At 58.4% G+C, this 12,941-nt stretch carries 10 protein-coding genes; 5 read left to right on the top strand and 5 right to left on the bottom strand.

Annotation, left to right across the window (positions count from 1 at the left end):
• Positions 1-45: 45 nt before the first annotated feature.
• Together nudK and aegA are read right to left on the bottom strand one after the other, a co-directional pair.
• Entirely contained in the window at positions 46-621 is a 576-nt protein-coding gene (gene nudK, locus DVA44_RS06355; protein ID WP_103824708.1) for a GDP-mannose pyrophosphatase NudK, read from the bottom strand.
• Between the two features lie 65 nt (positions 622-686).
• Positions 687-2,648: a formate-dependent uric acid utilization protein AegA gene (gene aegA, locus DVA44_RS06350; RefSeq protein ID WP_114386000.1), complete on the bottom strand. Its 1,962-nt coding sequence runs from the start codon at positions 2,646-2,648 to the stop codon at positions 687-689.
• A gap of 197 nt (positions 2,649-2,845) precedes the next feature.
• On the opposite strand from aegA, the gene narQ reads away from it, so the two are divergent.
• Entirely contained in the window at positions 2,846-4,540 is a 1,695-nt protein-coding gene (gene narQ, locus DVA44_RS06345; RefSeq protein WP_114385999.1) for a nitrate/nitrite two-component system sensor histidine kinase NarQ, read from the top strand.
• 199 nt (positions 4,541-4,739) lie between these two features.
• Positions 4,740-7,853 (top strand): multidrug efflux RND transporter permease AcrD, encoded by a 3,114-nt coding sequence (gene acrD / locus DVA44_RS06340; RefSeq protein WP_114385998.1) that lies wholly within the window; start codon positions 4,740-4,742, stop codon positions 7,851-7,853.
• Between the two features lie 107 nt (positions 7,854-7,960).
• Here the strand turns inward: acrD and ypfM are convergent, their stop codons facing one another.
• Positions 7,961-8,020, bottom strand: a complete 60-nt coding sequence (ypfM, locus tag DVA44_RS06335) for a protein YpfM (protein ID WP_015572204.1) — start codon at positions 8,018-8,020, stop codon at positions 7,961-7,963.
• Between the two features lie 389 nt (positions 8,021-8,409).
• Here ypfM and DVA44_RS06330 point away from each other — a divergent pair, with 389 nt between their 5' ends.
• From DVA44_RS06330 to DVA44_RS06320, 3 genes are read left to right on the top strand one after another with little or no spacing between them, the layout of a single operon-like run.
• A complete protein-coding gene (locus DVA44_RS06330) occupies positions 8,410-8,766 on the top strand; it encodes an ArsC family reductase (protein WP_114388376.1) in 357 nt (118 codons plus the stop codon).
• A 3-nt stretch (positions 8,767-8,769) separates the two neighbouring features.
• Positions 8,770-9,897 carry a succinyl-diaminopimelate desuccinylase gene (dapE, locus tag DVA44_RS06325; RefSeq protein ID WP_103824661.1) on the top strand — a complete coding sequence of 376 codons (1,128 nt, stop codon included), beginning with the start codon at positions 8,770-8,772 and terminating at the stop codon, positions 9,895-9,897.
• 26 nt (positions 9,898-9,923) lie between these two features.
• Positions 9,924-10,121, top strand: a complete 198-nt coding sequence (locus DVA44_RS06320) for a YpfN family protein (protein ID WP_039029679.1) — start codon at positions 9,924-9,926, stop codon at positions 10,119-10,121.
• Positions 10,122-10,159: 38 nt separating this feature from the next.
• On the opposite strand, the gene ypfH is transcribed toward DVA44_RS06320, so the two are convergent.
• Positions 10,160-10,855: an esterase gene (gene ypfH, locus DVA44_RS06315; protein ID WP_114385997.1), complete on the bottom strand. Its 696-nt coding sequence runs from the start codon at positions 10,853-10,855 to the stop codon at positions 10,160-10,162.
• 73 nt (positions 10,856-10,928) lie between these two features.
• On the bottom strand, positions 10,929-12,938 hold the full coding sequence (locus DVA44_RS06310; protein WP_114385996.1) for a tRNA(Met) cytidine acetyltransferase TmcA: 2,010 nt from the start codon (positions 12,936-12,938) through the stop codon (positions 10,929-10,931).
• Positions 12,939-12,941 lie beyond the last annotated feature (3 nt).

Raw genomic sequence — 12,941 nt, 5'->3', positions numbered from 1 at the left:
ATCGGATAGATTTATTTTGAATACATCTTATTAACGGCAATAAGATCAAGCCATTAACCCGGAACTTTGCAAATACTGTAATAATATCACCGTTTTGCCGTCCCGTATTTCACCTGATTGCATCATCGATAATGCCTGAGCAAAGGGTAGTTCCAGTACCTCGATCTCCTCATCTTCGATGCCACCACCCGCTCCGGCACGCCGGGTGTCGCTATATTCCGCCACGAAGAAATGGACGATTTCCGTTACGCCACCCGGAGACATATAGAGCTCAAACACTTTGCGTGCCTCGCCGACGACAAAGCCGGTCTCTTCAATCGCCTCTTTGCGAATGCACACTTCCGGCTCATCGTTATCCAGCAGCCCGGCACAGGTTTCAATCAGGCGCCCGTCGGGGTTGCCATTCACCCAGGTGGCAATGCGGAACTGGCGGATCAACACCACGCTCTGCTTCTCACGGTTGTAAAGCAGGACCGTGGCGCCGTTGCCCCGATCGTACACTTCGCGTTTGTGGCGCACCACCTCACCATTACGCCGCGTCAGATCGTAGGTCAGGTTGCGCAGGATGAAATAGTTATCCGAAAGGCACTTGTCTTTAATTAATTCAATTTTCACGGTAATACGGGCTCCGTTGCGCTCAATACAGGTCATACTACGCTGCGAAGCCCGCGTTGTCGCCCGTCGGGTTAATGTTCGGTAGGAGAAGCGACCCCAAGCCAGTCGGCGATCCCCTGGGCGGCGTGTCGCCCTTCCGCCATCGCCGTTACCACCAGATCGGCTCCCCGCACCGCGTCGCCACCGGCAAAGATCTGCGGGTTGCTGGTCTGGTAGCGATAGCGCGATTCCACGCTTGCCGCAATCCTGCCCCAGTCATCCACCTCAACCCCCTGCGCCTGTAGCCAGGGCATCGCATGCGGGTTAAAACCAAAGGCCATAATCACCGCCTCGGCAGGCATCACAAACTCGCTGCCCTCGATGGGCTCCGGACGACGGCGTCCCTGGGCATCCGGCTCACCCAGCCGGGTGCGCAGCAGGCGGATGCCATTGACCCGCCCGGTGTCATCGAGGGTGAGCTCCACCGGCTGGACGTTAAACTCAAAGGTCGCTCCCTCTTCTCTGGCGTTTTTAACCTCTTTTTTCGAGCCCGGCATATTGGCCTCATCCCGGCGATAGGCGCAGGTGACATTCGCCGCCCCGTGGCGCAGGGCAGTGCGCACACAGTCCATCGCCGTATCGCCACCGCCCAGCACCACGACGTTGAGTCCGGCGGTATCGACAAAGGGCTCTTCCACCGACGGCGGCAGCCCCATCAGCTGACGGGTATTGCCCACCAGGAACGGCAGGGCATCGTAAACGCCCGGCGCATCTTCATTGGGAATACCCGCTTTCATTGAACGATAGGTCCCCACCCCGACAAAGAGGGCATCGTACTCGCTGAGCAGCTGCGCCAGCGGGATATCTTTACCCACCTCGCAGTTCAGTTCGAAGCGGATGCCCATGGCGGTGAAGATCTCCCGACGGCGGGCCAGCAGGGATTTATCCAGCTTAAAGGCCGGAATACCGAAGGTGAGCAGGCCGCCGATTTCCGGATGGCGGTCAAAGACCGTGACGCTGACGCCGCGACGGATCAACGCGTCAGCACACGCCAGCCCGGCGGGTCCGGCGCCGATGATGGCGACCTGCTTATTAACCGGCGTAACGTGGCTCAGATCCGGTCGCCAGCCTTTCGCCAGCGCCTGGTCGGAGATATAGCGCTCGATGTTGCCAATGGTCACCGACCCGGCCACGTCGCGCACCGTGCAGGCGCCCTCGCACAGTTTGTCCTGAGGGCAGACCCGGCCTGTCACTTCCGGCAGGCAGTTGGTCTGGTGAGAGAGCTCGACTGCCCCAGCGATATCCCCCGCTTTCACCCGTTCGATCCACTGGGGGATATGATTGTGCAGCGGACAGGTCCATTCGCATATTGAATGCTCGCCACAGGTAAGGCAGCGGTCGGCCTCCCGCTTCGCCTGCGCCGGACGGAACGGCAGATAGATTTCGTTGAAATTACCCGCCCGCGCGTCAGGGGTGAGCTTGTCCGGCTCGCCGCGCGCAGGCGTAGCCTCCAGCTGCTCGCGTTTGCTACCTGTTCTGGTCACGCTCACCGCCCGGGTCTGCCACGGATGGGCCTCATGGCGCGCCGTGCGCAGTTGCCGGGCGCGAGCCAGCTGGTTCAGGTTATCGGGGGTCACCAGTGACAGGGCATCCGCCGGGCAGTTCGCCACACAGGCGAGCCCCTGCGGACGCTCAAGGCAGAGATCGCACTTCTGAGCGGTAGCCGCCAGCGGTGTGGTGACAATCTCGATGGTGCCAAACGGGCAGGCAACCACACAGGCTTTACAGCCGATACATTTGCGCTGATCCACCTGTACACTGTCATGCATGCGGCTGATGGCCCCGTTCGGGCAGCTCTGGGCGCAGGGGGCGTTTTCACAGTGGTGGCAGGTTACGGCGCTCTGTTTATTGCCCTCTTTGACCACGGTGATGCGCGGGGTAAAATGGCGCTGGCTGAGGGCATGTTGCTCATTATTATGTGCCATGACGCAAGCGACCTCGCAGGCATAGCATCCAATACATTGCTGGCTATTTGCCATAATAAAACGGTTCATGACGGTTCCCTTGCTGGCCCTGATAACCTTATTCTTTTAACGGAATAGTGTATTTACCCACCGCAACGGTAACAGGCAATGTTCATTTGCCCAGGAACGGAAAATATTTCGCCTGAACCTGTATCAGATCAATTTATTTCAGCGCGGGTGAAATTACGTTTCATTCCCCAGCATAAACCCTTATCAGGACGCGACCGGTGAGAGTTAAACAACCTGTTTCACGCAGCCTTGCCCGGGCCTTTTTCTCCATCATTGCCCTGTCGCTGCTGACCAGCGCGATTGCGCTGTTTACTCTCGCCAGCGGCCAGCGTGATGCTGAAGCCATCAACCTGGCCGGATCGTTACGGATGCAGAGCTATCGCCTGGGTTACAACATCCAGCGGGGCAGCGTCGACCTGGTGCCCCATCGCCGGATCTGGCAACAAACCCTGGATGCCCCTGCCCTGCAAACCCTGAACAGCTGGTATGTCCCGGACGAGGTTAAGCAGCACTATCGCCAGCTGCAGATCCGGTGGCAGGCGGTGGATAAGAAACTCGCTCAGGGTGATTACGCCTGGTATCAGGCGCAGATGGACGAGTATGTGGCGCGTATCGACGCCTTTGTCCTCTCCCTGCAGCACTATGCCGAACGTAAGATCACTCTGGTTTTTGCCATCTCCTTTGCCGGTGGGGCCAGTATTTTTCTGCTGGTGTTTGTCACCCTCCGCCGTATCCGCCAGCAGGTTGTCGCCCCGCTCAATCACCTGGTCACCTCCAGCCTGCGCATTGAACAAGGTCATTTTGATACCCCGGTGCCGAATACCGATCTCTCCAATGAGCTTGGCCTGCTCTCCCGTACCTTCAACCATATGTCGGCGGAGCTGCACACCCTGTACCGCTCGCTGGAGATTTCGGTTGAAGAGAAGACGCATCACCTGCACGAAGCCCACCAGCAGCTGGAGATGCTGTTTACCTGCTCCCAGGCGTTGAATACCGGCAAGATTGACAGTCACTGCTTCCGCCACATCCTGCACATTGTTTGCGAATACACCGGGATCACTTACTTGGCCCTGCACACCAGCGACGGCTGGCAGATGCAGGAGGGTGAAGCCGCACTGCATATCGACACCCAGGTGCTGCCGGTAGTGATGATGGAGACCCGCTTCGGTGAGCTGCGCTGGCAAAGCGCGCAGCGCCCCGTCCCGATGCCGCTGATGAAAAGCGTGGCGACGATGCTTGGCCGCGGCCTCTTTTCCAACCAGGCGCAGAAGCACTATCACCAGCTGCTGTTGATGGAGGAGCGCGCCACTATTGCCCGTGAACTGCATGATTCGCTGGCGCAGGTGCTCTCTTATCTGCGCATCCAGTTAACGCTACTCAAACATGCGGTGCCGGAAGAAAACGAAACGGCGCAGGGGATCATTACCGATTTTTCCCAGGCGCTGAATGCCGCCTACCGCCAGCTGCGCGAGCTGCTTACCACCTTCCGCCTGACGCTGAACCAGGCCAATCTGCCGGCGGCGTTGCAGGAGATGCTGGATGATTTACAAAAACAGACCGCTGCCCGGCTGACTCTCGACTGCCAGCTTTCGTCTCTGGCGCTGGATGCACAGATGCAGGTCCACCTGTTGCAGATTGTCCGGGAGGCGGTACTGAACGCCATCAAGCATGCGCAGGCCAGCGACATCACGGTCTGCTGCATCACCGCCCCGGATGGCAAGCACACGGTGACAATTTCCGACAACGGCATCGGCATTGGTGATGCCAGCGAACCTCCGGGTCACTACGGTCTGAACATCATGCGTGAACGCGCCGACCGGCTGGGGGGAACCCTGAGCTTCTCACAGCCGCCAGAGGGCGGTACCCAGGTGAGCGTGCGCTTTTGTTCTTCGAACGCAACCGAGGGTAAATAACGGTAAAAACAGGCGGGGGATCGCCTGGCAGCCACGCAGATGAACAATACTCACCGCTGCACCAGGGCGATGGCGCGGAAAAAGCGCATGATAATTTACATTATCTCCTTTATTTCTCCACGTTTGACATCTCCCTTGCCGCTAGAGTGAAGCGGGCTATCTACAATTACGACGCGCAGCAAAACGAGGTCCTATTTTAATGGCGAATTTTTTCATCGATCGCCCCATTTTTGCCTGGGTGCTGGCAATTTTATTGTGCCTGACCGGCACGCTGGCTATTTTTTCTCTCCCTGTTGAGCAGTACCCGGATCTTGCCCCGCCTAACGTGCGGATCACGGCTAACTATCCGGGGGCATCCGCACAAACCCTGGAGAACACCGTTACCCAGGTGATTGAACAGAACATGACGGGCCTCGACAACCTGATGTACATGTCGTCCCAGAGCAGCGCCACCGGCCAGGCATCGATAACGCTCAGCTTTACCGCGGGCGCTGACCCGGATGAAGCGGTGCAGCAGGTGCAGAACCAGCTCCAGTCAGCCTTGCGTAAGCTGCCGCAGGCGGTGCAAAACCAGGGCGTGACGGTGCGCAAAACCGGCGATACCAACATCCTGACCATCGCCTTTGTCTCCACTGACGGTTCAATGGATAAGCAGGATATCGCCGACTATGTCGCCAGTAATATTCAGGATCCGCTGAGCCGTATCAACGGCGTGGGGGATATCGACGCCTACGGGTCGCAGTACTCCATGCGCATCTGGCTCGACCCGGCGAAGCTCAACAGCTTCCAGATGACCGCGAAAGATGTCACCGACGCCATTGAATCGCAGAACGCCCAGATTGCGGTGGGTCAGTTGGGGGGCACGCCGTCCGTGGATAAGCAGGCCCTGAATGCCACCATTAACTCCCAGTCGCTGTTGCAAACGCCCCAGCAGTTCCGCGACATCACCCTGCGTGTCAATCAGGATGGCTCCGAGGTGCGCCTGGGGGATGTCGCCACCGTGGAGATGGGGGCCGAGAAGTATGATTACCTGAGCCGCTTTAACGGCAAGGCGGCCTCCGGGCTGGGGGTCAAGCTGGCTTCCGGCGCCAACGAGATGGCCACCGCAGAACGGGTTATCGACCGTCTCGACGAGCTGTCGCACTACTTCCCGCACGGGTTGGAGTACAAAATCGCCTACGAGACCACCTCGTTCGTGAAGGCCTCTATTGAGGATGTGGTGAAAACCCTGCTCGAAGCCATCGCGCTGGTGTTCCTGGTCATGTACCTGTTCCTGCAAAACTTCCGCGCAACATTAATCCCCACCATCGCCGTCCCGGTAGTGTTGATGGGCACCTTCACGGTGCTCTACGCCTTTGGCTACAGCATCAACACCCTCACCATGTTTGCGATGGTGCTGGCGATAGGCCTGCTGGTGGATGATGCCATCGTGGTGGTGGAGAACGTTGAACGTATCATGAGCGAAGAGGGACTCTCCCCGCGCGAAGCGACGCGAAAATCGATGAAGCAGATCCAGGGCGCGCTGGTGGGTATCGCCATGGTGTTGTCGGCAGTATTTGTGCCAATGGCCTTCTTTGGCGGCACCACGGGCGCGATCTACCGTCAGTTCTCAATCACCATCGTGGCGGCGATGGTGCTGTCGGTGCTGGTGGCGATGATCCTCACTCCGGCGCTGTGCGCCACCCTGCTTAAACCCCTGCATAAAGGTGAACACCACGGTCAGAAAGGCTTCTTTGGCTGGTTCAACCGCATGTTTAACCGCAACGCGGCGCGCTATGAGGCGGGCGTGGGGCGGGTTCTGCATCGCAGCCTGCGCTGGATGCTGATCTACCTTCTGCTGCTGGGGGGCATGGTTTTCATGTTCCTGCGCCTGCCCACCTCCTTCCTGCCGCTGGAAGACCGGGGCATGTTTATCACCTCCGTGCAGTTACCGAGCGGCTCGACCCAGCAGCAGACCCTGAAGGTGGTGCAGCAGGTGGAGTCGTACTTCTTTAACCAGGAGAAAGACAACGTGCTGTCAGTCTTTGCCACCGTCGGCTCCGGCCCGGGCGGGAACGGACAGAACGTGGCGCGTATGTTTGTCCGTTTGAAAGACTGGGATGAGCGCGATGCCACAACCGGCAGCTCGTTTGCCATTATCGAGCGCGCCACCAAAGCCTTCAGCCGCATTAAAGAGGCGCGGGTCTTTGCCAGCAGCCCACCCGCGATCAGCGGGCTCGGCAGTTCGGCGGGCTTTGATATGGAGTTGCAGGATCACGCCGGGGCCGGACATGATGCATTGATGGCCGCCCGCGACCGTCTGCTGGAGCTGGCCGGAGAAGAACCTTCCCTGACCCGCGTGCGTCACAACGGTCTGGACGACAGCCCACAGCTGCAGATCGATATCGATCAGCGTAAAGCCCAGGCGCTGGGCGTCTCCATCGATGATATCAATGACACCCTGCAAACCGCGTGGGGTTCGAGCTACGTGAACGACTTTATGGATCGTGGACGCGTGAAAAAGGTCTATGTGCAGGCGGCGGCCAAATACCGCATGCTGCCGGACGATATCAACCTGTGGTACGTGCGTAATAAAGAGGGCGGCATGGTCCCCTTCTCGGCCTTTGCCACCTCGCGCTGGGAGACAGGCTCACCGCGCCTGGAGCGCTACAACGGCTACGCCGCGGTGGAAATTGTCGGTGAAGCCGCGCCGGGCGTCAGTACCGGTACCGCGATGGATGTGATGGAAAATCTGGTGCGACAGCTGCCTGCCGGATTTGGTCTCGAGTGGACCGCCATGTCCTATCAGGAGCGCCTCTCGGGTGCTCAGGCTCCGGCACTGTATGCCCTGTCGCTGCTGGTGGTCTTCCTCTGTCTGGCCGCGCTGTATGAGAGCTGGTCGGTGCCGTTCTCGGTGATGCTGGTGGTGCCGCTGGGGGTTATCGGCGCCCTGCTCGCCACCTGGATGCGCGGCCTGGAAAATGATGTCTATTTCCAGGTAGGGCTGTTAACGGTCATCGGTCTGTCGGCGAAGAACGCCATTTTGATTGTCGAGTTCGCCAACGAGATGAATGAAAAAGGTCAGGAGCTGATGGCCGCCACCCTGGAAGCCTGTCGCCAGCGCCTGCGCCCCATCCTGATGACCTCGCTGGCGTTTGTGTTTGGCGTTCTGCCGATGGCGACCAGCTCTGGTGCGGGCTCAAGTAGTCAGCATGCGGTGGGTACCGGGGTGATGGGCGGGATGATTTCGGCCACTGTTCTCGCCATTTACTTTGTTCCGCTGTTCTTTGTTCTGGTACGGCGACGTTTCCCGTTAAAGGAAAAACAAAAATAAGATCTTGATAATAAAAAAGGCGTCCTTACCGGCCGCCTTTTTTGTGTGTTAATTTTCACACTTTTATTATTTAGAAAATTAAGTGCTCTTGCGTTTCTTGCTGAATGTCATTTACGAAGCATGCCTTCGATAAAATCTTTCCAGTTCCCCAGTTCACGTTCAATCATAACTACCTCTCTTATTATTATCGGCCATTCTACGAGAATATATCATCATTGTGAAGAGTTTTTAATCAGTGATACTGCTCTACCCCCGTTGGTACGACTGGCTTGTAGATACTATGGGCCCTTCGCGTTAAATTTTATGTGACCAACTGCAATATTTTGAAATAACCTTGATCAGAGCCGGGAAAATAACTTTGTAGTTGTTCTTAAATGCATTTTTTGCCGTCAGCGCTCTATGCAATAAAGATGAAATAATATTCACGACTTAAGTACAATTTGTCCCGCTGCTGAATATTCAATAAGGTAATAAAACAAATGTGTTATATTTCCACAAACGTTTAACCATCGAAATTACTGAGCAACTGACCATTTTTAAGACAAAAGGATTCACCATGATCACCCTCTATGGCATTAAAAATTGCGACACTATCAAAAAAGCCCGCCGCTGGCTGGAGCAAAACAACGTTGAGTACCGTTTTCACGACTATCGCGCCGATGGTATTGATGCTGATTTGATGCAGAAATTTATTGCGGAGCTCGGCTGGGAAGCGCTGCTCAACACGCGCGGCACCACCTGGCGCAAACTGGATGAAAGTGTGCGGGCCAGCATCAACAATGCCGACAGCGCAGCCGCATTAATGGTGGAAATGCCCGCAATCATCAAACGCCCATTGCTCTGGGCGCCCGGTAAGCCTATGCTGCTGGGTTTCAACGAAAATCAATACCAAACCTATTTTATTGAGGTGTAGTCTATGTCATGCCCGGTCATTGAGCTGACTCAGCAGCTTATTCGCCGCCCCTCCCTGAGCCCTGATGATGCGGGTTGTCAGGCTTTGATGATCGAACGCCTGCGGGCGATTGGTTTTACCGTCGAACCGATGGATTTTGGCGATACGCAAAATTTCTGGGCCTGGCGCGGCCAGGGTGAAACGCTGGCATTTGCCGGACATACTGATGTGGTGCCAGCCGGTGATGCCGATCGCTGGATCAACCCTCCTTTCGAACCGACCATCCGCGACGGCATGCTCTTTGGTCGTGGCGCGGCAGATATGAAAGGATCGCTGGCAGCGATGGTGGTTGCCGCCGAACGTTTCGTGGCGCAGTACCCGAACCATAAAGGCCGCCTGGCGTTTTTAATCACCTCTGATGAAGAGGCCAGCGCTAAAAACGGCACCGTGAAGGTGGTTGAAACGCTGATGGCCCGTAATGAACGTCTGGATTACTGCCTGGTGGGCGAGCCGTCCAGCACCGAAATGGTGGGCGACGTGGTGAAAAATGGCCGTCGCGGCTCTATCACCTGCAACCTGACCATTCACGGCGTCCAGGGCCACGTGGCTTATCCGCATCTGGCTGATAACCCGGTGCACCGCGCCGCGCCGATGCTCGACGAGCTGGTTGGTATTGAGTGGGATAAAGGCAACGAGTATTTCCCGCCGACCAGCATGCAGATCGCCAACATTCAGGCCGGTACCGGCAGCAATAACGTGATCCCTGGCGATCTCTTTGTGCAGTTCAACTTCCGCTTCAGCACCGAGCTGACGGACGAGATGATCAAAGCCCGCGTCGTGGCCCTGCTGGAGAAACACCAGCTGCGCTACAGCATCGACTGGTGGCTTTCCGGCCAGCCGTTCCTGACCGGGCGCGGCAAACTGGTGGATGCGGTGGTTAACGCCATCGCGCACTATAATGAAATTAAACCGCAACTGCTGACCACAGGCGGTACCTCTGACGGACGTTTTATTGCCCGCATGGGTGCACAGGTGGTCGAACTTGGGCCGGTGAATGCCACGATTCATAAAATCAATGAATGCGTGAATGCCGCTGATTTGCAACTGCTGGCCCGTATGTATCAACGTATCATGGAGCAACTCGTCGCCTGACGATTGCCCCAAAGAAGGATAAGCGAATGGACTGGCTGGCTAAATACTGGTGGATCCTGGTACTGGTTTTTCTGGTAGGCGTACTGCTGAATGTGATCAAGGATCTCAAGCGCGTTGACCATAAGAAATTCCTCGCCAACAAACCCGAACTCCCCCCACATCGTGACTTTAACGACAAGTGGGATGATGAAGACGACTGGCCGAAGAAAGACCAGAAGAAGTAATGCCTTTCCCTCTCCCCTGGCGGGGAGAGGGTTATCCGCTAAAAGAACTCCACGATGTCGTCATCATTGGGCTTGCCGCCGCTGAGCGCTTCATCGAAGTAACGTTTCGGCACGGTAAAACGCAGATGATCCAGCGCAAACTGCATGCTGCGATCGTCAATGGCGTGTCCCAGATCGTCGACAATATCCAGCGTCACATCACCGCCCGCGCGGATCAGCGCCTCCTGAGCAGCAACCGCATGGGAGAGCTCAATCACGCGATCTTCCCCGCCGTGGATCAGGTGAATAGTGGTTCTGGTGGTCGCCTGTCCGGGCAAGGTCGCATAGCGGCCATTGAAAGCAATTACCCGCGAGACCAGGCCTGGCTCCGCTTTTATGCTCTCCAGCGCCATAATCGCCCCCTGGGAAAAACCGATCAACGCTGTGGCATCGGCCTTCACACCGCTTTTCTGCTGCCAGTAACGCACCGTTTCGACAAAGGTGGGCATGATGGCATCCACGCGCCCCTGACGGCTCTCTTCGGTCACGTCCTGCACTGAAAACCACTGGCGGCCGTTTGGGCCGCAAGGCTCCGGACCGCCCACGCTCACCACAAGCGCGTCAGGAAACAGGGGTGCAAACCAGCGGCCAATCTCCCCCATATTGACCGGGTTGTCGCCAACGCCATGAAACAGCAGCAAAAGCTGTTTGGCCGGCATAGCGGGGCTCTGGACAACAAAATGGTCATGTTTCATGGCAGTCTCCTTAATAGGTAAGCGGGATTCTACGCCTGACAGGCAGAATGAACATGCCAGTTTACTGATGAAGTTATTGAAAAAATTGCCATTGCAAAACGGTGTGCTTCACGCCCTGACAGCGTTCGCTGTCCAGCTGCGCCAGCGCCTGACCCGCCTCGCTGCGCAGATAATTCAGTAACGCCTTGCGCCCGTTCAGCCCCAGACTCTGGCTCAGAGCGCCGTCGTCCCGGTCCTGCTCGATTTTGCCCCGCAAGCCTGCCAGGGGCAGAACCGTTGACCGCAGCAGGCGCGTCAGACTGGCAAACGACGCCGTGAGGGGGCGATGCGCAAAAGCAAATCCGGCCAGCTCCAGCCAGTCATCATCATTAAGGGTAGACTCACCCGCGGGCTCTACCGGGATCTTTTCTCCGTTCATGCGTTCAATCACCGCGGCATCACGACAGAGCCGCTGATGCTCGCGCTGACACAGCGCCTGCCCCGCCGGGCTAAGCGGCAGGAGTGCCATCGCCGTGAAGCAGCCGCTGCTGGCCTCCCGGTGGCTCCCCATCCGCACCAGCACAAAACCGCAGCGCTGCCAGAAACGCCAGAGCGCGTCGGTGTAACCAAAGCTCACAGAAAGGTAGTCGAGGCTCGTCTGCTGGCAGGCCGCGACCACCAGCGCCCGGCCAATGCCTTCGCGCTGGCGGGCAGGATGAACGGCTACGCGGGTCACCCGTCTCGCGCTCAGCGTTGCCGCCAGGGGCGAGCCCCCGTGTGCCGCCAAAGATTGCGCCACCAGATTGCCGCGCGGACGCCGGTAGCCCGCCCATACCGCCTGGCTGAGCGCCGGGCTTAAGCCTCCCTCCTCCACCAGCCACAGCGCGCCGCAGACGCTCTCTCCTGCCCGGGCTACGGCAAAATGCTGTCCGGGGGCATCCATCATGCGTCGCAGATCGAGGGGGGATGTCCGGTAGTGGGCCGCGCAAAGCAGTTTATAGACCGCCGCCGGGAGCGCAGGGGCGCGGTTCCAGGCCTCCTGCTCCAGGGTTGCGTAGCTGATCTCCCCCAGCGGGATGCTCTCGTCGGGCTCATCATCAAACAGCAGCACCTGCGCGATAAAGCGCTCCAGCGGGCACTCTGCCGCCCAGCGCACCGGGGTGGAGAGGGTGAAGTAACGCAGCCCGGCAAAACGGGCGCAGAACTTCAGCAGGAACCCCCTGCCGGTGCCCTCATAGCCCTGCACCGTGGTGGTAAGCAGGACCCGGGGGAAGCGCGTCACCAGCCGCTCCAGCAGCGGGCCGGGAATGGCCGCCGCCTCATCAACAATCAACCAGTCGGCATGTTCGTCCGAGGCCAGCAGGGCGTCAGGGGCCATAAAGCGATAGCGCTCACCGCCGAAACGGGCAATGACGTCGGTCGCCGCCCTGGCGGGAGCGGTGACAATGGCGTTGCCCGTAATGCGATGCAGCAGCATGCCCGCCAGCGCCGACTTGCCGCGCCCGCGCGGAGCGGTGACGGCGGCGACGCCTTCAGGCATGGTAATGAGCTGGTCGAGTATCGCAGCCTGCTCGCTCTGGGGCTCGCCGCTGGCCGGATGCCAGTCGGGTGCGGGTGGCGTTGGCGTAAGCATAAAAGGCTCGCCCTGCTGCCAGCGTAACACCTGCGGATCGCCCAGGATGTGGCGGCAGAAGCGGTCAATAAAGCGCGGCGTAGGGATGGGCTCTGGCCTGTCGCTCCAGCGCAGGGAATCCTGGTCGGGAATTTTTGGCCACTGCGTCAGGGCGGGGGTGAGTAGAACCAGTAGACTGCCGGCGTGCAGGGTGCCCGCCACGGCAGCAAAGGCCGAGACGTCGAAGCCGTGCCGGGCGTCGAAGATAGCGTGAAGAAACTCGCGGCCCAGCAGCTGATGCAGCGCCTGAGGCGCGCAGGATGGCGGCTGCGGGGCATCAACGCCAATCCACAGCCACTCCCCGGGATAGTCCTCTTTCAACAGCCGCGCCTGCTGCTGCGTCCATGTTTCATCCCCGCTCAGCACCAGCAACCGCCGGTGCCCTTCCCGCGCCAGTTGTTCAGGTAAACCTGCTAAATTCATCCCTGACATTGA

The sequence above is a fragment of the Leclercia sp. W17 genome (genome assembly GCF_003336325.1).
In the GTDB taxonomy this organism is placed as follows: domain Bacteria; phylum Pseudomonadota; class Gammaproteobacteria; order Enterobacterales; family Enterobacteriaceae; genus Enterobacter.
Note: the sequence above shows the minus strand (reverse complement) of the source record. Positions and strands in the feature narration are given on the sequence as shown.